This is a genomic window from Cellulomonas sp. P1_G12_2, from assembly GCF_056405535.1.
Window position 1 is genome coordinate 314,683 of the sequence record NZ_JBFUBX010000004.1, and the last position, 21,889, is coordinate 336,571.

The 21,889-nt window shown below is 72.3% G+C and carries 18 protein-coding genes; 9 read left to right on the forward strand and 9 right to left on the reverse strand.

Annotation, left to right across the window (positions count from 1 at the left end; translation table 11 throughout):
* Positions 1–5 precede the first annotated feature (5 nt).
* From AC1DXT_RS15465 to AC1DXT_RS15475, 3 genes are all read right to left on the reverse strand, one after another.
* Positions 6–1,025, reverse strand: coding sequence for a DNA glycosylase AlkZ-like family protein (locus AC1DXT_RS15465; protein ID WP_477062179.1), 1,020 nt, complete (start codon positions 1,023–1,025; stop codon positions 6–8).
* 103 nt (positions 1,026–1,128) lie between these two features.
* Positions 1,129–2,739, reverse strand: coding sequence for a DNA polymerase domain-containing protein (locus AC1DXT_RS15470; RefSeq protein WP_477062180.1), 1,611 nt, complete (start codon positions 2,737–2,739; stop codon positions 1,129–1,131).
* A 128-nt stretch (positions 2,740–2,867) separates the two neighbouring features.
* A complete protein-coding gene (locus AC1DXT_RS15475; RefSeq protein WP_477062181.1) occupies positions 2,868–4,313 on the reverse strand; it encodes an HD-GYP domain-containing protein in 1,446 nt (481 codons plus the stop codon).
* Positions 4,314–4,535: 222 nt separating this feature from the next.
* On the opposite strand from AC1DXT_RS15475, the gene AC1DXT_RS15480 reads away from it, so the two are divergent.
* Together AC1DXT_RS15480 and AC1DXT_RS15485 are read left to right on the forward strand one after the other, a co-directional pair.
* The gene (locus tag AC1DXT_RS15480; protein WP_477062182.1) at positions 4,536–5,801 is read left to right on the forward strand and encodes a ricin-type beta-trefoil lectin domain protein; all 1,266 of its coding nucleotides are present in this window, start codon (positions 4,536–4,538) and stop codon (positions 5,799–5,801) included.
* Between the two features lie 88 nt (positions 5,802–5,889).
* Positions 5,890–6,777 (forward strand): phenylalanine 4-monooxygenase, encoded by an 888-nt coding sequence (locus tag AC1DXT_RS15485; protein WP_477062183.1) that lies wholly within the window; start codon positions 5,890–5,892, stop codon positions 6,775–6,777.
* On the opposite strand, the gene AC1DXT_RS15490 is transcribed toward AC1DXT_RS15485, so the two are convergent.
* Positions 6,774–8,627 carry an FAD-binding monooxygenase gene (locus tag AC1DXT_RS15490; RefSeq protein WP_477062184.1) on the reverse strand — a complete coding sequence of 618 codons (1,854 nt, stop codon included), beginning with the start codon at positions 8,625–8,627 and terminating at the stop codon, positions 6,774–6,776. The two genes, AC1DXT_RS15485 and AC1DXT_RS15490, sit on opposite strands and share 4 nt — an antisense overlap.
* A gap of 101 nt (positions 8,628–8,728) precedes the next feature.
* Here AC1DXT_RS15490 and AC1DXT_RS15495 point away from each other — a divergent pair, with 101 nt between their 5' ends.
* Genes AC1DXT_RS15495 through AC1DXT_RS15525 form a run of 7 tightly spaced genes read left to right on the forward strand, consistent with a single transcriptional unit; the run spans position 8,729 to position 16,810 of the window.
* The gene (locus AC1DXT_RS15495) at positions 8,729–10,375 is read left to right on the forward strand and encodes a thiamine pyrophosphate-binding protein (RefSeq protein WP_477062185.1); all 1,647 of its coding nucleotides are present in this window, start codon (positions 8,729–8,731) and stop codon (positions 10,373–10,375) included.
* 38 nt (positions 10,376–10,413) lie between these two features.
* On the forward strand, positions 10,414–11,889 hold the full coding sequence (locus tag AC1DXT_RS15500; protein ID WP_477062186.1) for a fumarylacetoacetate hydrolase family protein: 1,476 nt from the start codon (positions 10,414–10,416) through the stop codon (positions 11,887–11,889).
* Positions 11,871–12,563 (forward strand): GntR family transcriptional regulator, encoded by a 693-nt coding sequence (locus AC1DXT_RS15505; protein ID WP_477062187.1) that lies wholly within the window; start codon positions 11,871–11,873, stop codon positions 12,561–12,563. Before AC1DXT_RS15500 ends, AC1DXT_RS15505 begins: the two co-directional genes overlap by 19 nt.
* A 12-nt stretch (positions 12,564–12,575) precedes the next feature.
* Positions 12,576–14,060 (forward strand): 5-carboxymethyl-2-hydroxymuconate semialdehyde dehydrogenase, encoded by a 1,485-nt coding sequence (hpaE, locus tag AC1DXT_RS15510; RefSeq protein ID WP_477062188.1) that lies wholly within the window; start codon positions 12,576–12,578, stop codon positions 14,058–14,060.
* Between the two features lies 1 nt (position 14,061).
* Complete coding sequence (hpaD, locus tag AC1DXT_RS15515; protein ID WP_477062189.1) at positions 14,062–15,225, forward strand: 3,4-dihydroxyphenylacetate 2,3-dioxygenase; 1,164 nt, start codon at positions 14,062–14,064, stop codon at positions 15,223–15,225.
* Positions 15,226–15,230: 5 nt separating this feature from the next.
* Entirely contained in the window at positions 15,231–16,016 is a 786-nt protein-coding gene (gene hpaH / locus AC1DXT_RS15520; protein ID WP_477062296.1) for a 2-oxo-hept-4-ene-1,7-dioate hydratase, read from the forward strand.
* Positions 16,001–16,810: an HpcH/HpaI aldolase family protein gene (locus AC1DXT_RS15525; protein WP_477062190.1), complete on the forward strand. Its 810-nt coding sequence runs from the start codon at positions 16,001–16,003 to the stop codon at positions 16,808–16,810. Before hpaH ends, AC1DXT_RS15525 begins: the two co-directional genes overlap by 16 nt.
* Positions 16,811–16,828: 18 nt before the next feature.
* On the opposite strand, the gene AC1DXT_RS15530 is transcribed toward AC1DXT_RS15525, so the two are convergent.
* The 5 genes from AC1DXT_RS15530 to AC1DXT_RS15550 form a co-directional block, all read right to left on the reverse strand.
* On the reverse strand, positions 16,829–17,977 hold the full coding sequence (locus tag AC1DXT_RS15530) for a peptidoglycan-binding domain-containing protein (RefSeq protein ID WP_477062191.1): 1,149 nt from the start codon (positions 17,975–17,977) through the stop codon (positions 16,829–16,831).
* Entirely contained in the window at positions 17,961–18,353 is a 393-nt protein-coding gene (locus AC1DXT_RS15535; protein WP_477062192.1) for a DUF7144 family membrane protein, read from the reverse strand. Before AC1DXT_RS15535 ends, AC1DXT_RS15530 begins: the two co-directional genes overlap by 17 nt.
* Positions 18,354–18,364: 11 nt before the next feature.
* The gene (locus tag AC1DXT_RS15540; RefSeq protein WP_477062193.1) at positions 18,365–18,604 is read right to left on the reverse strand and encodes a hypothetical protein; all 240 of its coding nucleotides are present in this window, start codon (positions 18,602–18,604) and stop codon (positions 18,365–18,367) included.
* A 6-nt stretch (positions 18,605–18,610) separates the two neighbouring features.
* Positions 18,611–19,087 (reverse strand): DUF6325 family protein, encoded by a 477-nt coding sequence (locus AC1DXT_RS15545; protein WP_477062194.1) that lies wholly within the window; start codon positions 19,085–19,087, stop codon positions 18,611–18,613.
* Positions 19,088–19,181: 94 nt separating this feature from the next.
* On the reverse strand, positions 19,182–21,827 hold the full coding sequence (locus AC1DXT_RS15550; protein ID WP_477062195.1) for a winged helix-turn-helix domain-containing protein: 2,646 nt from the start codon (positions 21,825–21,827) through the stop codon (positions 19,182–19,184).
* Positions 21,828–21,889 lie beyond the last annotated feature (62 nt).

Genomic DNA, 21,889 nt, shown 5'->3' on the forward strand with positions numbered 1-21,889 from the left:
GAGCCTCAGCTCGCCCACCGAACTGTGATCGGCGACCGCAGCCCCGGCACCGGCAGCGCAGTCGCCTCGAGCTCGACCTCCGCACGGCTGCTCGCGGAGAGCGGGTCCCAGGTGCGGACGGTCACGCGGTCCCCGGCTCGCCGCCACCAGCCGACGACCGCGCCCTCGACGAGGACCGCTCCCGGCCACACGCGCGTGGTCCACAGGTCCGCCCGCCGCTCGGCGTCGGGCACCAGAAGCTCACGCTCTCGACCCTGCAGCAGGAAGTACGCGTCGCCGCTCGGGAGCAGCCGTGCCAGCGCCGGCGGGCCGGCCGGCGCTCTCAGCGCGGCTTCGTCGGAGGCAAGCACCCACGCGTCGCCGACGTCTGTTCTCACCGGCACCAGCTCGTCGAGCAGCCCGTCGAACGCGGTGGCCGCGCTCGTCGGCCGGATGCCCGACCAGGCGCCGAAGCCCTCGGCGTTGCCCGGTCCGAGGATGTGCAGGAACCGTCGCGCGAGCTCGCGCCTCGCCTCCGCGGGGTCGAGCTCGGGCGCGGGGACCGTCCACACCGTCGGCTGAGAAGCACCGTCCCACCGGATCAGAACGCGACCCGTCGCTGCCGCGTACCGAAGCTGGTACGGGTGCTCGCCCAGCTCCCGCCCTGCCTGGACAGCCGACATCGCACGTCCACCGAGATGCATGTCCAGTCGCTGCGCGAGCTCCGTCGCGAACCGGCGCCTGCCCTCGTCGTCCGGCAGTCGGCCGAGCGTGAAGACGGCATGATCTTCCGCCGGGACCACGTAGACGCTGAAACGCGGTCCCCACACCTGGACGACGCCAGGGTCGTCCAGGGCGGTCGAGGTCGTCCCGCTCACACGCGCGTGGAGCTGCAGCAGGGCGGCACGCGGCACGCTGTCCGTCAGTCCCGCCCAGGCCGCCGTCCGCACCGACCCGGGCTCGGCCGGAAGTCGCGTGTCGAGTGCACCGACGGCGCGGCGGAACGCAAGCAGCTTCTCGCGGGTCACCTTCACCGGACGCGTCATCCACCCACCTTCCGTCTCAGGCCGCAGGTGTCGAGACGCAACACCGTCGGCGCGACCGAGTGCCGCAACAGGATGGACGGCGCGTCGCGGACGTGTCGGCGCCTCAGGCCAACCGGGGAAGCACCTGGTCGGCCGAGAGGACACCACGGAACGGGTCGCCTCGCGAGGTGACCCGTTGCAGCACCGTGCGCACCGTCCAGGCGTCGGGTCGGAGCCAGGGCTCGTCGAGCTCGTCCCAGGTGATCGGCGCCGAGACCGGGGCGCCCGCCGCAGCGCGCGGGCTGTACGGGGCGACCAGCGTCTTGTTGATGGCGTTCTGCGTGTAGTCGAGGCGAGCCAGCCCGTCACGCTCGCGCACCCCCCATCGCCAGCTGACCAGCTCGGGGATCACCTTGCCGACCGTCCGCGACAGTCGCTCGACCCACGCTCGGGTCTCGTCGAACGTGGGTCCGGGCGCGATCGGCACCCACACCTGGATCCCCCGTCGGCCCGTCAGCTTCGGGTACGCCCGCACTCCCAGGTGCGCGAACGCGTCGCGGTGCAGCCGGGCCATCAGGAGGACGTCGTCCCACGTGCTCTGCGTGCCGGGGTCGATGTCGACGAGCGCGTACGTCGGGAGGCGCGGCTCGGCCCCCAGCGAGGTCCACGCGTGCCACTCGAGCGCCCCGAAGTTCGCCGCCCAGACCAGGGCGGCAGCCTCGTCGACCAGGAGGTAGGTGGTCGTCTCGCCCGGGTCCGACTCCGGGTTGTCCCACCGGGCCAACCAGTCGGGTGCGTGGTCGGGGACCTGCTTGTGCCAGAAGCCCTTGTGGTCTGCGCCCTCGGGGAACCGGTGCATGTTCAGCGGGCGCCCGCGGAGGTAGGGCAGCGCCACGGGCGCGATCAGCGCGGCGTAGCGCACGAGCTCGCGCTTGGTGACGGGCTCCTCGCCCGCGCGGGCCGGGAACAGCACCTTGTCGAGGTTGGTGAGCCGCAGACGCCGACCGAACACCTCCCACGTCCCCGCCCGGCCGAGTTCGTCGAGCGCCTGGAGCTGGTCCTCGGTCGGTGCGGCGGCGTGCAGCTCGACGGACGCCTCCGCGGCCGGCAGGTCCGACCGCCACAACCTCTCGGGGTCCGCCTTGACCTCGTCGTTCGTGCGCCCGCTCAGCACCGACGTCGGGTGGTCCTCGGCGTCCCAGCCCTCGACGGCGTGCTCGTCGCGCTTGTGCAGCAGCAGCCACTGCTCCTTGCCGTGCAGGTCCGCCTCACCACGCCGGACGAGCACGAACTTCCCGCGCAGCCGCGACCCGTGCAGCTCGGCGTGCAGCTCCCCCGTGGCCACGTCCGATCTCGGGTCCTCGCCCTTGTACGGCTCCCACGTCCCGCGGTCCCAGACGATCACGTCGCCGCCGCCGTACTGGCCGGACGGGATGACGCCCTCGAAGTCGGCGTACTCGAGCGGATGGTCCTCGACGTGTACCGCCATCCGACGGGCCTTCGGGTCCAGCGTCGGACCCCGCGGCACCGCCCAGCTGACCAGGACCCCGTCCATCTCGAAGCGCAGGTCGTAGTGCAGCCGGCGCGCGCGATGCCGCTGGACGACGAACCGGCGCTGTCCGGATGCCACCGACGGCGCGCTCGATCCGCCCGGCGGCTCGGGCGTCCTGCCGAAGTCGCGCATCGTCCGGTACGTCTCCAGGCCGCCCGACGTCGCGGGCTTCTCCTCGTCCACCCTCCACCGCCTCGCGCCACGCGGTCGGGACGTGCCCCGACCCTCGCACCAGGGTTCCGCAGGTACGTCCGTCACGCCCGGCGGCGTCGGTATGGCAGCAACCGCCCCGCTCTCGCATCGGCCAGGAGCTAGTCCTCCTTGGCCTTCGTGTCGGTCTTCACCTTCTTCGGCGTCTTGGCTGCTTCCTCGGTGTTCTGGGGAACCGGTGGAACAGGGGCCGACGGCTGGGCAGCGGACGGCGCGGGCACCGGGACAGGACCGGGCGACCCGCTCGATCGCGGCGACGGCGTGGTCCGGTGCTCGCTCGCTGAAGCAGGTGCGGTCGATCTGACCGCGGGGACCTTGGGGTCGACCTCGACGCCGTCGGAGTGGGTCGTCCCGATCGCCGGGGGGTCAGCAGCGACGGTGGCGGCTGGTTCGGGCGAGCGCGGAACATCGGCGAGCGCGATCCCGCCTGCGGTCGCCGTGGACACCGAGAGCACGAGGCCGATCGCTCCGGTGCTCTTGAGGGCGCCCGCGGTGGTGAGCTTCTGCACGACGGACGGCAGGTCGGCGGAGAAGGAGGGCAGGCCGGGCAGGACCGACAGGACGCTCAGAGGTCCGGCGACCCGGCGCAGCCTGCCGAGCCCGATGGCGAAGAAGGCCCGGACGACCTGCGGGTCGAACTGCTCGCCGGCGCACCGCGCCAGCTCCGCACGGGCGGCCGACGCGGGCAGGGCGCGCTTGTAGGAGCGTGCCGACGTGATCACGTCGTACGCGTCGGCCACGGCGACGATGCGTGCGCCCACGCTGATGGCGTCGCCCGCCAACCCGCTGGGGTAGCCGGCGCCGTCCCAGCGCTCGTGGTGCTGGCCGATCACGTCCAGCCACGGGCCGAGCCACTCACGGAGCGGCTCGGCGACCTCCATGCCGGCCTCGGGATGGCCCGCCAGGATGTCCCACTCCTGCGTCGTGGGTTCGCCCGGCTTGCTCAGGAGGCTCGCCGGGACGCGCAGCTTGCCGACGTCGTGCAGGAGGGCGGCCCAGCTGAGCTTGGCGGCGTCCTGCCCCGACAGGCCGAGCTCCTTGCCGATCAGCGCCGAGTAGGCCTGGACCCGCTCGCTGTGGCCGCGGGTGAGCTGGTCGTGATCACTGATGGCCGCGACGAGCCCCAGGATGCGAGCGGCGTGCTCGTCGTCCGGGCGCACCACGCGCGGATGTCCGAAGGAGAGCAGTCTGGCCTGCAGCGCGTTCGGTGAGTAGTGACTCATGGCCACGGCGAGCCGTGACGGAGCACGGTCCGGGAAGTAGAGCGTGAGGCGCAGCAGCGTGGTCAGCGGCAGGAACTTGCGCCCCAGCCGGGACGCGAGCACCAGGAGCCCCGTCGCGCACGAGATCTCGATGAGGATCCAGACCCACGGGTTGAGACCGAAGCGGCGCGGCGGGAACCAGTGCACAGCGGCGAGCCCGAAACCGACCGCGAGGCCAATGGGAACTGCGGCGATCAGCGTCCGGATGGCCCCCGCCAGGATCGGGCGACCTTTCCAGACCCCGAGACTCGCGTCGTCGTAGTTCTGCGTGGGACCGAAGGCCATTCCCTGACTTCGACATTCCGGACTCCGACCTTGACACCCCGTTCGGGTGACGAGCCCAGCCCCTTCTCCGTAAGAGTTACTTGCAGGTCAGTAACAGTTGTCGTTACTGTCGGCGCAAATCGGACAAGTCGCCCCCTTGCCGTGCGCAGCGCAGTGACACGTGTCATCGGGCGATGCCGACCACGGCCCCGTCCGATCGACGACCGGTTCCAGGAGGCAACGATGCATCCCGTACGCCAGCGCACCGCCACCCGTCGAGCTCAGGGGCTCGCCGCCGCACTGGGCGCCGCCGCGCTCGTCGTCGCCGGCTTGGTGGCCTCGACGGCCACCACCGCCGAGGCGGCGATCGGCGACGTCATCTGGTCGCAGGAGTTCAACGGCTCCGCGGGCAGCGCCCCCGACTCCGCCGTGTGGAGCTACGACACGGGTGCGGGCGGTTGGGGCAACGCCGAGCTGCAGAACTACACGACGTCCCGCAACAACTCCGCGCTCGACGGACAGGGCAACCTCGTCATCACCGCCCGGCGCGAGGGCGACGGGTCGTACACGTCCGCGCGGCTGCAGAGCAACGACAAGGTCGAGCTCAAGTACGGCCGCGTCGAGGCCCGCATCCAGATCCCGCGGGGACAGGGCATCTGGCCGGCGTTCTGGATGCTCGGCGGCGACTTCCCCCAGACGTCGTGGCCGACCTCGGGCGAGATCGACATCATGGAGAACATCGGCAAGGAGCCGCACCGCATCTACGGCACCGTGCACGGCCCCGGCTACTCGGGCGGCAGCGGCATCACCGGCGTCTACCAGCACCCGCAGAACTGGTCGTTCGCCGACACCTTCCACACGTTCGCGGTCGACTGGAAGCCCGGCTCGATCACGTGGTCCGTCGACGGGAACGTCTACCACCAGGTCACGACAGCCCGCGTGGGCAGCAACCCGTGGGTGTTCGACAAGCCGTACTTCCTCATCCTCAACGTCGCCGTCGGTGGCCAGTGGCCCGGCTACCCCGACGGGACGACCCAGCTCCCGCAGCGGATGTTGGTCGACTACGTCCGCGTCTATGACAACGGCTCGGGCTCCGGCGGCGGGGGTGGCGGCTCCCTCCCGACGGGCACCGGCACCATCCGCGTCGCGAACACGCTGTGCCTGGACGTGCCCTGGGCCCAGACGCACGACGGCAACCCGATCCAGGTCGTCGGCTGCAACGGCAACGCCGCCCAGCAGTGGACCCGCGGTTCGGACGGCACCGTCCGCGCGCTCGGCAAGTGCCTCGACGTGAGCGGCGGTGGGACGGCCAACGGGACCGTCGTGCAGCTGTGGACGTGCAACGGCACCGGAGCCCAGAAGTGGTCGTACGACACGGCGACGCGCACGCTGAGGAACCCGCAGTCGGGCCGTTGCCTCGACGCCGTCGGCGGCACGCCCGTGCACGACGGGCAGCGCGTGAACCTGTGGGACTGCCACGGGGGTGCGAACCAGCAGTGGTTCCTCTGACGCGGTGATCGCGGTCCGGCAGCCTGGTCGACCCAGGCTGCCGGACCGGGGGATGCGCCCGGCGCTCTTTCGGCGTAGAACGGGTCGCATGTTCGAAGAAGGACAGCTCTACGCCCCCGTCACCGCCGACGAGGACGGCAAGGTCACCGTGCACCTGGCGGACGACCACCCCGGTGCGAACGACCCGGAGTACCGCCGTCGCCGCGAGGAGATCGCCGGTCCTGCACTGGGGTGGCAGCCCGGCGACCCGGTGCCGCGGGTGCAGTACACCGACTCCGAGAACGAGATCTGGCGGACCGTGTGCCGCGAGCTCGCACCGAAGCACGAGCGGCTCGCGATCCGTGGCTACCTCGAGGGCAAGGAAGCCCTCGCGCTGCCCACCGACCACGTGCCCCAGCTCGACGAGGTCAGCGCGGGACTCGATCCGCTGAGCGGCTTCCGGCTGCACCCGGCCGCCGGGCTCGTGCCGCTCGACGTGTTCTACGGGTCGCTCGCGGACGGGGTCTTCCACTCGACGCAGTACCTGCGCCATCCGTCGCAGCCGCTGTACACGCCGGAGCCGGACGTCATCCACGAGGTCGTGGGGCACTGCAACCTGCTCGCCAACCCCGCGATCGCGGACGTGAAGCGCCGCGCCGGCGAGGCCGCGCGACGGTGCGAGACGCCCGAGGGCCTGCAGTACGTGGCGGACGTCTTCTGGTTCACCATCGAGTTCGGGGTGATGTACGAGCACGGCGAGCTGCGCGCCTACGGCGCCGGCCTCCTGTCGTCCTATGGCGAGATCGAGGAGTTCCGGGGAGCGGACATCCGGCCCGTGGACTTCCACCAGATGGCCACGCTGGCGTACGACATCAGCCACTACCAGCCGATCCTGTTCGCCTGCGACGGCATGAGCGAGCTCACCGACCGGGTGGGCGGGTTCTTCGCCGAGTTCGACGACGAGACGCCGGCCCGGCTCGCGCGGGGCGCCGCCTAGGCCACGGGCTGTCGGCTCGCCGCGAGCAGGTGCTGCGCGAAGAACGCGGCGAGCTCGTCCGTGGCGTCGAGCGGCAGGACGGCCGCGACGTACTGGTCCGGCCGGACGACGACGACGCACCCGGCGCGGTCGATGCCCCGCAGTTCGAAGATGTCCTCGTCCGGGTGGGTGGCGAACACCTTCTCGTAGTCGACGAGCTCGAACGGGCCGGTGCGCGGGAGGAAGAGGTCCGGCACGGCCGCGATGTCGACGTCGACGTGCCGCTGCTGGTAGACGACCTTGAGGTCGACGACACCGTCGTCGCGCACCGGGGAGCCGCTCATCCAGTCGGCCCACGTCGTGAGCGCGGTGGCCGCCTCGTCGGCGAACGCGTAGACGCGCCACCGGCCGTCGGCTCGGTGCTGGTGCCCGAGCTGCAGCGGGTTCGCGTCGGCGACGCGGACCACGGGGACGGACTTGAACCGCTTTCCTACCGGGAAGCCCGTGGCGAGCGCCTGGTGGGTGGGCTCGGCGACGACCATCGACGGGGCGTACTGGGTCATGAACCCGAAGAGGAACTCGGTGGTGCGCACGTAGAACTCGGCGAGCCGGCCGGGGTCCCCCAGCTCCTCCGGCGTCTTCGCCATGAGCGTGGACCACTCCTTGTCGAAGTCGATTAGGTTCTGCGCGACCACCTGGCGCTCGGCGGAGTAGGTGGCTAGCAGGCTCTCCGGGCTGCGGCCCGACAGCACGTACCCCAGCTTCCACGCCAGGTTGAACCCGTCCTGCATGGACACGTTCATGCCCTGACCGGCCTTGGCGCTGTGCGTGTGGCAGGCGTCGCCGGCGATGAACACGCGGGGGGTCCGCGTGCCGGACTCCTCGACGGGGACGTCGTCGAACCGGTCCGTGAGCCGGTGCCCGACCTCGTAGACGCTGTGCCAGGCGACGTGATGCACGTCGAGCGTGTAAGGCTGCAGGATCGCCTGCGCCCGAGCGATGATCTGCTCGATGGTCGTGCTCCGCACCTCGTGGTGGGAGTCGGGGTCGATCTCGCCCAGGTCGACGTACATGCGGAACAGGTGGCCGCCCTCGCGCGGGATGAGCAGGATGCTGCCTCCCGCACCCGACTGGATCGCGCACTTCAGGCGGATGTCCGGGAAGTCGGTGACGGCGAGCACGTCCATGACGCCCCAGGCGTGGAACGCCGAGTTCCCCTGCATGGTGCAGCCGATCGCGGACCGCACCCCGCTGCGGGCGCCGTCGGCGCCCAGGACGTACTTGGCCCGCACCACCTTCTCCTGCCCCGCACGCTCCCCCGCGGTCCGCACCAGCGTGACGGTGACGTGGTCGTCGGACCGCTCGAGCCCGCGGAACTCGTAGCCGTAGTCCGGCGCCATCCGGCTCGGGGAGTTCGCCATGTACTCGGCGAAGTAGTCGAGCACGCGCGCCTGGTTGACGATGAGGTGCGGGAACTCGCTGATCCCGTGGGGGTCGTCGGGCGGCCGTTCGCCACGCACGATCCGCGCCGGGTCGGCAGGGTCCGGGTGCCAGAAGCACATCTCGGTGATGCGGTAGGCCTCCTCGGCGATCCGGCCGGCGAACCCGAACGCCTGGAACGTCTCGACGCTGCGCGCCTGGATGCCGTCCGCCTGCCCGATCGCGAGCCGGCCGTCGCGGCGGTCGACGATCCGGGTGACGACGTCGGGGAACTGCGAGAGCTGCGCGGCCGCGATCATGCCCGCCGGGCCGGCGCCGATGATGAGGACGTCCACCTCGTCGGGGAGCTCGTCGGGCCGGTCGAGGCCCACCCCCGCGGCGGGCTGGAGGCGGGGGTCGCCGGAGACGTAGCCGTGGTGGTGGAACTGCATGGGACCCGCTCCCCTGACGCCGGTGTCGAGGTTGACGGATCGTATATTATCCCTTCCACGCCGCAATGACGCGGTCGACCCGGCCCGGAAGGCCCTGATCCATGCCGACGGTTTCCGCGCACGTCGCCGTCACGCTCGCCGCCCACGTCGACCACGTCTTCGGGGTCATGGGCAACGGCAACGCGTACTTCCTCGACGCCCTGACGTGCCAGACCGACGCCCGCTTCGTCGCGGTGCGGCACGAGGCGGGCGCGGTCGTCGCCGCTGACGCCTTCCACCGGTCGTCGGGCCGGCTCGCCGCGGCGACGACCACGTACGGCGCCGGTTTCACCAACACGCTCACCGCCCTGGCCGAGGCGGTGCAGGCCCACGTGCCGCTCGTCCTCGTCGTCGGCGACGAGCCGACGTCCGGGCCGCGACCCTGGGACGTCGACCAGATCGCGATGGCCTCGGCCGTCGGCGCCCGCACCTACACCGTGGGCCGTACGGACGCCGCTGCCACGACCGTCATCGCCGTCGAGCACGCACTGACCTACCGGGTGCCGACCGTGCTCGCGATCCCCTACGACGTCGCGACGCTGGACACGGGCCCGGTGCCCGAGACGCCGACCCCGCGCCTGCCACCTCCGCTCGCCATGAGGGGGGCGTTCGCCGAGGGTGTCGTGCGGGAGATCGCGACGGCCCTCGCCGACGCGCGGCGTCCGTTGCTCCTCGCGGGGCGCGGTGCCTGGGAGGCCGGCGCGGGCGAGGCCCTGGGCGCCCTCGCCGACGCGACCGGTGCGCTGACCACGACGACCGCGCTCGGGCGGGGGGTGTTCCCCCGGTCCGAGTTCGACCTCGGCGTCGCCGGCGGGTTCGGCGCCCAGGGGGCGATGGAGCTCGTCCGTGAGGCCGATGTCGCGGTGGTGGTCGGCGCCTCCCTCAACCAGTTCACGATGCGGTTCGGCGACCTCTTCGCGCCCGGGTGCCGCGTCTTCCAGGTCGACGTCGCGCCCGCGGCGACGCACCCGCACGTCGGCGGCTACGTCCGGGGGGACGCGGGAGTCGTCACGGAGGCGATCCTCAAGGAGCTCGATGGAGCCACACCCAGCGGGTGGCGCGAGTCGGTCGACCTCACGGCCGCTCGTCGGCAGGAGCCCGGCGACGGGACGGCCGCGGACGGGCGCCTCGACCCACGCACCGCGGCCGCGCGCCTTGCCGAGCTGCTGCCCGAGGACCGTGTGGTCGTCTCGGACGGCGGGCACTTCCTCGGCTGGTCGAACATGTACTGGCCGGTGTCCGCCCCGGACCGGATGGTGATGGTGGGCACCGCGTTCCAGGCGATCGGGCTCGGCTTCCCCAGCGTGGTGGGCGCGGCGCTCGCCCGGCCGGAGACCACGGTGGTCCTGACCACGGGAGACGGCGGCGGGCTGATGGCCCTGTCCGACCTCGAGTCGGCGGTGCGGGTGGCGGGCGGCCGCGGGATCGCGGTGGTGTGGAACGACGGGGCGTACAGCGCGGAGATGCACCTCTACGGGCGCAAGGGGCTGGCACGCGAACCGATGCTCATCCCCGACGTCGACTTCGCCGGCGTGGCCACCGCGCTCGGCGCGCAGGGCGTGGCCGTCCGGACGGTCGAGGACCTCGAGGCGCTGACGCGGTGGCGCGCCCGGCCGGAGTCCGACCGCCCGTTCCTGCTCCTCGACCTGCGGGTGTCCGGCACCGTGGTCGCACCCTTCTGGGAGGAGATCTCCCGGGCGAGCGGCTGACGACGCAGGACCTCTCCTCACCACCGGCAAGGGAGCTCATGACCGACGACAGCACGGACCGCAGGTTCTCCGCCCTGCCCGGACGCCCCGGCAAGATCGTGGCGGTCCACCTCAGCTACGCCTCGCGCGCCGACCAGCGCGGCCGGCGGCCCGCCCAGCCGTCGTACTTCTTCAAGCCGTCGAGCTCCGTCGCGCCCTCCGGTGGCACCGTCGAGCGCCCGCAGGGCACCGAGCTGCTCGCCTTCGAGGGCGAGATCGCGCTCGTCATCGGGACCACCGCACGTCGGGTGCCTCTGGCCCAGGCGTGGGACCACGTCGCATGGGTCACCGCGGCGAACGACCTCGGGCTGTACGACCTGCGCGCGAACGACAAGGGCTCCAACGTCCGCTCCAAGGGCGGTGACGGGTTCACCCCCGTCGGACCGGCCCTCCTCGACGCCCGCGCGGTCGAGCCGGGTGCACTGCGGGTGCGCGCCTGGGTGAACGGCGAGCTCCGCCAGGACGACACCACCGCCGGGCTCCTCTTCCCCCTCGCCCAGCTGGTGGCCGACCTCTCGCAGCACCTCACGCTCGAGCCCGGTGACGTCATCCTCGCCGGCACCCCCGCCGGCTCCTCGGTCGTCGTCCCCGGCGACGTCATCGAGGTCGAGGTCGACGCGCTGGACGCCCCGGGCGCTCCGACCTCGGGCCGGCTCGTCACCACCGTCGTCCAGGGCGAGCACGGGTTCGACGGTGCGCTCGGGTCGCTGCCCGCCGTCGACGACGTGCAGCGCGCGGAGGCGTGGGGCTCGCGCGCCGCCGCCGGTCTCGAGCCACAGGGCCTCTCCCCCGAGCTGCGCGAAAAGCTCATGCAGGCCCCGGTCGCGGCGCTCAGCGCACAGCTGCGCAAGCGTGGCCTCGACGAGGTGACGATCGACGGGGTCCGTCCGATGCACCCCGGTGCCAAGCTCGTCGGCACCGCGCGCACCGTGCGGTTCCTGCCGGGCCGCGAGGACCTGATCGCCCGCCACGGCGGTGGCTACAACGCCCAGAAGCGCGCGTTCGACGCGGTCGGCGAGGGCGAGGTGCTCGTCATCGAGGCGCGCGGTGAGGCGGGATCCGGCACGCTCGGCGACATCCTCGCCCTGCGCGCCCACGCGCGGGGGGCGGCCGGCATCGTCACCGACGGCGGTCTCCGTGACCACGCCGCCGTCGCCGCCGTCGGCATCCCCGTCTACTCGGCGGGCGCGCACCCCGCCGTCCTCGGCCGACGGCACGTGCCGTGGGACATCGACGTCGCCGTCGCGTGCGGTGGGACGACCGTCGAACCCGGCGACGTCCTCGTCGGCGACGGCGACGGCGTGGTCGTCATCCCGCCCGCGCTCGTCGAGGAGGTCGTCGACGCCGCCCTGGCCCAGGAGGAGGAGGACGGCTGGATCGCCGAACAGGTCGCCGCCGGCCACCCGGTCGACGGGCTCTTCCCGATGGACGCGCAGTGGAGAGCGAGGTTCGACGCATGGCGCGCGAGCAGATGAGGGAGGCGGAGGCGCGGAGCAAGTCGCAGCTCGCCTACCACTGGCTCAAGGAGCGGATCGCGAGCGAGGAGCTCACCCCGGGGTACCGCCTGGTGCTCGGGTCCATCGCGGACCAGCTCGGGATGAGCGTCGTGCCGGTGCGCGAGGCCATCCGCCGGCTCGAGGCCGAGGGGCTGGTGACGTTCGAGCGGAACGTCGGTGCGCGCGTGTCGATGATCGACGACACCCAGTACCGGCACAGCATGGAGGCGCTGGCCATCCTCGAGGGGGCGGCGACTGCGCTCGCGGCCCGGCACCTGACGTCCGACGGCCTCCGGCAGGCTCGCGACCTCAACCGCCACCTCGTCGAGTCGCTCGACGACTTCGACCCGCACCTGTTCACCTCGGTGAACCACAGGTTCCACGCGGTGCTCTTCGCCGCCTGCCCGAACCCCCGCATGCGCGCGCTGGTCGACGCCGAGTGGACTCGGCTCGGCCACCTGCGCGACTCGACGTTCAGCTTCGTGCCTGGCCGCGCGCAGGAGTCCGTGCGGGAGCACGAGGTGCTCCTCGACCTCATCGAGACCGGTGCACCCCTGCCGGACATCGAGCGGGCCGCCCGGGGGCACCGGTCCGCGACGCTCGCTGCCTACCTCAGCCACGAGCACCCCGACGGCGTCACGACCTCACTCTGAGAGGCAACCCCCATGCCGACCCACCTTCCCGAACGCCTCCAGCACTACATCGGCGGCGAGCACGTCGACTCCGCGGACGGCGCGACGTTCGAGGTCCTCGACCCGGTCTCGAACGAGACGTACCTGAACGCCGCGGCCGGCAAGAAGGCGGACGTCGACCGAGCCGTCGCGGCGGCACGGCGGGCGTTCGAGGAAGGACCGTGGCCGCAGATGCTGCCGCGGGAGCGGTCGCGGGTCCTGCACCGCGTCGCCGACATCGTCGAGTCGCGCGACACCCGGCTCGCGGAGCTCGAGAGCTTCGACTCCGGCCTGCCGATCACCCAGGCACTCGGCCAGGCGCGACGCGCCGCCGAGAACTTCCGCTTCTTCGCCGACCTGGTGGTCGCCCAGTCCGACGACGCCTACAAGGTGCCCGGCCGCCAGATCAACTACGTCAACCGCAAGCCGATCGGCGTCGCGGGCCTCATCACCCCGTGGAACACGCCGTTCATGCTCGAGTCCTGGAAGCTCGGGCCCGCGCTGGCCACGGGCAACACCGTGGTGCTCAAGCCCGCGGAGTTCACCCCGCTGTCGGCATCCCTGTGGGCCGGGATCTTCGAGGAGGCCGGTGTGCCCGTCGGCGTGTTCAACCTCGTCCACGGGATCGGCGAGGAGGCCGGCGACGCGCTGGTCAAGCACCCGGACGTCCCCCTGATCTCGTTCACCGGGGAGAGCCGGACCGGGCAGCTCATCTTCGCGAACGCGGCGCCGCACCTGAAGGGCCTCTCGATGGAGCTCGGAGGCAAGTCCCCCGCGGTGGTCTTCGCCGACGCCGACCTCGAGGCCGCGATCGACGCGACGATCTTCGGGGTGTTCTCCCTCAACGGCGAGCGGTGCACCGCGGGCAGCCGGATCCTGGTCCAGCGCGAGATCTACGACGAGTTCGTCGAGCGCTACGCCGCCCAGGCGGAGCGCATCGTCGTCGGCCCCCCGCACGAGCCGGGCACCGAGGTCGGCGCACTCGTGCACCCGGAGCACTTCGCGAAGGTCATGTCGTACATCGAGGTCGGCAGGACCGAGGCCCGCCTCGTCGCCGGCGGCGGGCGACCCGCGGGCTTCCCGACCGGGAACTACGTGGCACCCACCGTCTTCGCCGACGTCCCCCCGGACGCCCGGATCTTCCAGGAGGAGATCTTCGGCCCGGTCGTGGCCATCACCCCGTTCGACACCGACGCCGAGGCGCTCGCGCTCGCCAACGGGGTCAGGTACGGGCTGGCGGCCTATGTGTGGACCAACGACCTGCGGCGGGCGCACACCTTCGCCCAGGCGGTCGAGTCGGGCATGGTCTGGCTCAACAGCAACAACGTCCGTGACCTGCGCACCCCGTTCGGAGGCGTCAAGGCCTCCGGCCTCGGGCACGAGGGCGGGTACCGCTCGATCGACTTCTACACGCACCAGCAGGCCGTGCACGTCACGCTCGGCGAGGCGCACCACCCGACCTTCGGCAAAGGACACTGACGTGAGCACGACGCCGCTGACCCCTGGCGGGCCCGAGCCCGTCGTGACCGTCGAGGACCCGATCCGGTCCGCCGACCCGATCCCGACGCCGTCGTCCCCGCCGCCGGACATCCTGCGCGCCGCCTCCATGGAGCTCGTCGTGACCGACCTGGCCGCGTCGCGGCACTTCTACGTCGACGTCCTCGGGCTCGTCGTGACGGAGGAGGACGGGGAGACGATCTCCCTGCGCACCTACGAGGAGTTCATCCACCACAACCTCGTCCTGCGCAGGGGTCCGGTGGCGGCGGCCGCAGCGCTCTCCTACCGGGTCCGCTCCCCCGGCGACCTCGACAAGGCGGTCGCGTTCTACCGCGAGCTCGGGTGCCGGGTCGAGCGTCGTGCGGACGGCTTCGCGCGGGGAATCGGCGACTCGGTCCGTGTCGAGGACCCGCTCGGGTTCCCGTACGAGTTCTTCCATGACGTGCAGCACGTCGAGCGGCTCGCGTGGCGCTACGACCTCTACACCCCGGGCACCCTCGTGCGCCTCGACCACTTCAACCAGGTCACCCCCGACGTGCCGCGAGCCGTGAGGTACATGGAGGACCTCGGGTTCCGGGTGACCGAGGACATCCAGGACGAGGCGGGCACCACCTACGCCGCGTGGATGCGTCGCAAGCCCACCGTCCACGACACGGCGATGACCGGCGGGAACGGCCCGCGCATGCACCACGTCGCCTTCGCGACCCACGAGAAGCACAACATCCTGGCGATCTGCGACAAGCTCGGCGCACTGCGGATGTCGGACCGGATCGAGCGGGGACCCGGGCGGCACGGCGTGTCCAACGCGTTCTACCTGTACCTGCGCGACCCCGACGGGCACCGGATCGAGATCTACACGCAGGACTACTACACGGGAGACCCGGACAACCCGGTGGTCACCTGGGACGTCCACGACAACCAGCGCCGCGACTGGTGGGGCAACCCGGTCGTCCCCTCCTGGTACACCGAGGCGTCCCTCGTGCTCGACCTGGACGGCAACCCGCAGCCCGTCGTCGCGCGCACGGACACCAGCGAGATGGCGGTGACGATCGGGGCCGACGGGTTCTCGTACACCCGCAAGGGGGACGCTCCCGACGAGCTCCCGAGCTGGAAGCAGGGCGAGTACAAGCTCGGGCACCAGCTGTGACCGGCCTGCTGCCCGCCGAGACCGTCGCGGCGATCGCCGACGAGCTGGCCGCCGCCGAGCGGGACCGGACCACCGTCCCGCTCCTCACCGCGCGCCACCCCGGCATGACGGTCGACGACGCGTACGCGGTGCAGGGCGAGTGGCGTCGCCGGGCGGTGGCGGCCGGTCGGCGACCCGTCGGCCGCAAGATCGGCCTGACGTCGAAGGTCATGCAGGCGGCGACGGGGATCGACGAGCCCGACTACGGGGCGATCTTCGCCGACATGGTCTACGAGAACGGCTCGGTGATCGAGCACGGCCGGTTCTCGAACGTCCGCATCGAGGTCGAGCTGGCATTCCGCCTGGCCGACCGCCTCGAGGGACCTGACGTGACGATCTTCGACGTCCTGCGGGCCACCGAGTACGTGGTGCCGGCCCTGGAGATCCTGTCGTCGCGCATCGAGCTCGCGGGCCGCACGATCGTCGACACGATCAGCGACAACGCCGCGATGGGCGCGATGGTCCTCGGCGGCACGCCGGTCCGCCCCGACGACGTGGACCTGCGCTGGGTGGCTGCGATGCTGCACCGGAACGAGAGCATCGAGGAGTCCGGCGTCGCGGGAGCGGTGCTGGGTCACCCTGCCCTGGGCGTGGCCTGGCTGGCGAACAAGCTGGCCCAGCACGGAGACCGGCTCGACGCCGGGGACCTCGTGCTCGCGGGCTCGTTCACCCGTCCGATCTGGGTGCAGCCGGGCGACACCGTGCTGGCCGACTACCGCAACCTGGGGACGATCACATGCCGCTTCGTCTGACACCGACGTTCCGCGACGCCCTCGAGACGGCGGAGCGACCGCTCGCCGGCATGTGGGTGTGCACGGGCAGCCCGCTCGTCGCGGAGATCTGCGCAGGCTCCGGGCTGGACTGGCTGCTCGTCGACATGGAGCACTCGCCGAACGGGCTGGAATCCGTGCTCGCGCAGCTCCAGGCGGTCGCCGCCTACCCGGTGACCCCGATGGTGCGGGTCTCGGTCGGCGACGTCGTCACGATCAAGCAGGTCCTGGACCTCGGGGCGCAGAACCTCCTCGTGCCGATGGTGTCCTCGGCGCAGGAGGCGCGGGCGGCCGTCGAGGCCGTGCGCTACCCACCCCGCGGGCGTCGGGGCGTCGGTTCGGCGCTCTCCCGCTCGGCACGGTGGAACCGGGTCGAGGGATACCTCGCGGACGCCGACCAGCACGTGTCGCTGTTCGTGCAGATCGAGACGGCCGAGGGTGTTGCCGCGGCCGGAGCGATCGCCGCCGTGGACGGCGTGGACGGCGTCTTCGTCGGGCCGTCCGACCTCGCCGCCTCGATGGGGCTGCTCGGTCAGCAGGGTCACCCGGACGTCGTCGCCGCCGTCCACCGCACGTTCGAGGCCTTGCGCGCCGAGGGCAAGCCGGTCGGGGTCAACGCGTTCGACCCGGCCCTGGCACGCTCGTACGTCGAGGCCGGCGCCTCCTTCGTCCTCGTGGGAGCCGACGTGACGCTCCTCGCACGCGGGTCGGAGGAGCTCGCCCACCGGTTCGCCCCCGCGACCGTCGACCCGGACCGGGATCCCGCCGCCACGTGATCCCGGCCGCGGGCCGCGTCAGCCGGTCGCCGACTCCGTCGGCTCCGGCGTCTCTGCCGGTGGTTCCGGCTCTCGGGCGGTCGCGAGTGCGGCCTGGAACGCAGCGACCGTGGCAGCGTCGACCGTCCCGGTCACCGGGACGCCGAGGGTCGTCTGCGCGGCGCCGAGCGCGGCGGTGAGCTCGTCGGTCCACTCGCCGTCCACGGGACCGTCCCAGTAGCCCACGAGCTTGAGCGTCTGCTGAAGTGCGGCCGTCGACGCCAACGACTCGTCCGCCGCCGCGCCACCCTTGGCCTCCAGTGCGGCCTGGAGAGCTGCATCCGTCGCCCGGTCCAGGGTGCCGGTCTGCGGCAGCCCGTTCGCTTCCTGCAGCGCCGCGACCGCCGCGGCCGTCTCGGGTCCGTAGATGCCGTCGACCGCTCCCGCGTAGTACCCGGTGTCGGTCAGCGACTGCTGGAGTGCCGCGGTGTAGGCGCTCGCCGCGGACGCGGCGTCGGCCTGCTGGTCGTCCGTGAGACATCCGGACTGGGCGACGAGCTGGAGCCAGGCCATCTCCAGGGCGACCGCCGCGGCGTTGAACTGCTCGGCGGCCTCCCTCAGCGGGGTCTGGTCCGTGATGCCCGCCTGCGCGGTCGCGAACTCAGTCTCCGCCTGCTGGACGCGGAGCACGGTCGCCGGCGGCTGCGACGGAGCGCTGCTCGACGGGTCGTCGGTGGGCGTCGGGGGTGGCTGGTTCGCGGCCACGGCCTGGGCGGTCGCGAGCGTGTCCTGCGCGTCGGCGAGCTCGTCCTCGGCAGCGGCGACGGCCTCGCGCGCGTCGACCGCGTCCTGGGCCGCGTCCCGGGTCTTCTCCGCCGGCTTCGTGAGGTCRCTGCCGGCATCCTTGACGTCGCCGACGGTCGGCGCCGTGTCGTGGAGCACGTCGCCGTACCGGTCGAGCGCGGTGAGGTAGGTGGCGCTCGCGGTGCAGAACGCCGCCGAGGCGTCGGCCGCGTTCGCCTGGGCGTCAGCCAGTGCCTCCTGCTTCTCGGCGACGTTCGCCTGCGCCGCGGCGACCGGCGACTCGGCCGTGCACCCGCTCGCAGCCGCCACGAGGCACGCGGCCCCGACGACTGCCGCGAGGCGCGCCAGCCGGGTCGCGCGGCCGTGCTCAGCTGACGACGTCACGGCCGTGGACGGTCAGCGCCCAGATCACGAAGACGTCGATCGCGATGATCACGACCGCCCACACGGGGTAGTACGGGAGCCACGCGAAGTTGACGACCGCACTGAGGCACGCCACGGCCACGCCGACGGTGCGTGCCCACACCGCCCCGCCGAGGACGAAGACGCCGGCCGCGGCCACGAGGATGCCCACGAGCAGGTGGACCCACCCCCACGTCGTGACGTCGAACGAGAAGATCCACTCCTGGCCGACGACGTAGAACGTGTCGTCGAAGAGCGCCACCAGCCCCTGGATGGCCTGGAAGACACCGGTCACCATCAACATCGTCGCGGCAAAGACAGTCACGCCGACGGCAAAGCCGCTGCGGTGCTCACTCATGGTCGAACCTCTCACTCGTCGTGGTCGTGGTGCGGGTGGTCGAGCCGTTCACTGTCTCCGAAGACCTTCCTGCGCTGACTCTCGAACTCCTCCGGGGTGGCGAGGCCGCGCTCGACCAGGTCGGCGAGCTCGGCCAGCTGAGCGGCCGGATCGACGAGCAGCGCCGCCCACGGGTCCTCCGGTGGGTTCGCCGGCCGGGTGCGGTTGAGCAGGTCGGGGTGCTCGGTACGCGAGCCGGGAACTCGGTGCATCTGTGCTCACCGGTCCGTGCCGCGAGAGTGCGCCTCGGGTGCCAGCGCCGCCTCGACACGCCGCCGGGCGATCCGCTCGCCTCCCACGATGCGCCCACCGGCGAGCCGGGCGGCCGACGAGAGCCGTGCCGCCCACCGACCCTCGATCAGGAGCACCACCGCGGACGAGCCAGGGCCGACCGCCAGCGACGCGGTCGCGATGTCGTGGGCGCTGAGCAGTCCTCCGACCTGTCCCTCGACGTCGCGGAGACCCGCCAGGCTCTCGACGTCCTCGAGCTCGAGCACCGTCAACCCACCACCGTGCTCGTTCCGGGTGACGCAGACGAGATCGATGATCCGGATCGCCGAGGCCTCGACGAGCTCTCCGAGGGCCGGGACCAGTCGGTCCAACGCCCCGAGGTCCGGGACCACGATCACGAGGTACTCGACCAGGTCTGCGTCGGGTGCCTCGTGCGCCGGGCGCCGGCCGGCCGCGTCGCTCATCGACTCGTCCCGGGGCGGAGGAGGGAGATCACCGTGTCATCGTCGGGTGGTGGCAGGTGGGCTGGCACCACCCTGCACGGGGTGAACGCGACCGTCAGCGCCCGTGCGCGCCCCCGCTCACCCGCGATCTGCTCTCGCTGTGGAGGTGCCGGGCGATGTCGGCCGCCTCGAGCCGGGAGCCGACACCCAGTTTGCGGTAGATGACCCTGAGGTGGAACTTCAGCGTGTTTACGCTGATGTACAGCTCGTCGGCGATCTCGGGGAGCGTCAGCCGGCTCGGCAGCATCCGCAGGACGCCGAGCTCGCGCTCGGTGAGGTGCTCTCCCGGCGGGCTGGGGTCCACGACGGTCGTCGCGTGCGGTGAGGCGGCCCTCCGCACCCGGTCGAGCCACACCTGAGGTGCCACGACGGCCTGGACCTCGAGCAGGTCGAGGACCTCGGCGCCCTCGGACGCGACCGTCTGCACGAGCCCCACGCTGGTCGCCAGCGCGATCGCGCGTGCTGCCCACTCCAGGGCGAGCGGATGGGATCCCGCGGCCCGGGCGCGCAGCAGATCCCGCACCACCTCGTGGCGCGGGCAGCGTGGCGCCACCTGGTCGAGCAGCGCCTCCGCCTCGGCCCGACCGCCCTCCGCGAGCCGCACGCGGGCGAGCCCCACCCCACCCCAGAACCGGTCGTCCACGCGCTCGGCCCAGATCTGGGCCTCAGCGATCCGGCCGGAGGCGAGGCAGAGGACGGTCCCCGYCCGGGCCAACCACGTCAGGCCACCCGGTCCCGCGAACTCGCTGCGCACGAACTCGTGGGCGCGTTCGAAGCACTCGTCGGCAGCCGCGACGTCGCCGTCGTCGAGCCGCAGCTCGGTCAGCTGGAGCATCGCGAGGCACTGCGCGTGCGTGACCGGGTCGCGCCACGGTGGGGAGGAGGACGTCAGCTCGGTCAGCGCTCGGGCTCGGTCTCCGAGCTCGCGGTGAGCGAGGGCCTCGGCGATGCCGAGCTCGGCGGACAGGATCGTCATCGAGCCCACCGCGACGACGTCCCGGACGCCGGCGGCGATGCGCAACGCGTCCAGCGGACGTCCCGCGAGCGCCTCGCCCAGCGCGTGGATGCCCTCGTACCTGAGCCGACGCTCCGGGTCCGCACCGAGCTCCAGCCGGATCTGCTCCAGCTGGCCGGAGCCGTCGTCCCACCGTTCGCTCAGCGCGACCTCGCGCGCGAGCAGGTTCCAGCCGAACCGCCCCAGCTCGTCGGTGCGGACGTCCTCCCCCAGCAGCGCCATCGACTCCGCCGTCAGCTCACGGCTCCTGCTCCAGTCGCCGGTCACCGTGGCGGCGACGGACTGCAGCATCGTCAGCCGCCCGGTCTGCGTGCGAGCCTCCACGCCGAGGTGCCCCCTGCCCTCGCCCGCCCGGACGGTCTCGAGGAACCGGTGCTTGTCCACGAGCAGGTGGCACCAGGCGAACTCGATCAGGGCCTGCAGGTCCGTCGAGGCGAGATTGAGCGGGATCTGAGCCAGGGTGCGTGCGATCGTCGCCTCGCGCCCGGAGTCGTAGAGCTCCTCGACCCGGCCCGCGAGCAGCCGCAGCGCGTCGCGTGGCCGGCCGGCGAGGATCCAGTGCTCGAGGGCCGTGGCCACCTCGCCGGCATCTTCGAACCATCGCGCGGCACGCGCGTGCTGATCGGCCACGCGCTGCGGCGACCGGCGTGCCGCCTCGGCGAGGAGCTCGTCCCGGACCACCGAGTGCACCTCGAACCAGCCGGACGGGCCGAGCCTGGTGACGAACAGGCCGCGCGCCTCGGCCTCCAGCAGGAGCTCGCCGGCATCGCTGCGCCCGGTCAGCGCGGTGGCCAGGGAGGCGTCGGCCCGCTTGGCGACGCAGGTGTCCAGGAGGACGCCGACGACGTCGGGACGCTCGGCTCCCAGCACCTCACGCCACACGTAGTCGGCGAAGAGGAGCCCCCGCGTGTCGGCCCGAGGCATCGCCGCGGGCTGCGCCCTGTCCGACCGCGACGCGAGCGCCGAGAGCTGGAGACCCGCGGCCCAGCCCCCGGCTCGATCGACCACCTCGCCGACCTCGTCCTGGTCCAGCGAGGCGTCGAGGCGGGCGAGCATGCACCCGGCCTCCTCGGGAGAGAACCGGAGCTCGGCGAACTGGACCTCCGACAGCTGCCCGCGGACGCGGAGCCGGTCGATGGGCAGCTTCGGCGTGCGCCGCGAGAGCAGCACGACGTGGAGCCACGCGGGGACGGACGTGAGGAACATCGCCATGGACCGGACGATGCCCTCGTCGTCGTCGACCAGGTGGACGTCGTCGATGATCAGCACGGCCGCGTCGGGATGCTCCGCCTGCTCCAGCCCCGAGAGGAGCGCGGCCACCGCCGCAGCCGGCGAGCCAGGACGACGAGCGCCTCGCACACCGGCCGTCGGCCCGTCGACGAGCTCGCCGAGCGCGACCGTGACGCCGGCCCAGAGCTGCCCGCCGTCCCGGTCCGTCTCGTCGACGGACACCCACGCGGTCGGGACGGCGGCCGACGAGAGCCAGTCGGCCAGCAACGACGTCTTGCCCGACCCCGCAGGAGCCACCACCACGGTGATGGGCGCAGACGTCGCCTGATCGAGGAGCTCGACCAGGCGCGGCCGTCGCAGGTAGCGGGCCGGGTTCGGGGGTGCATGGAGCCGCGACCCATAGAACGAGGTCGCTGCGTCGGCGGGGAGGCGCCCGCCCGATCCGCTGCGCGTCACGGGACCCCCCCCTTGACCAGCCTGAGCAATCGCTCGAACTCGATCATTGCGGACATGTCGGT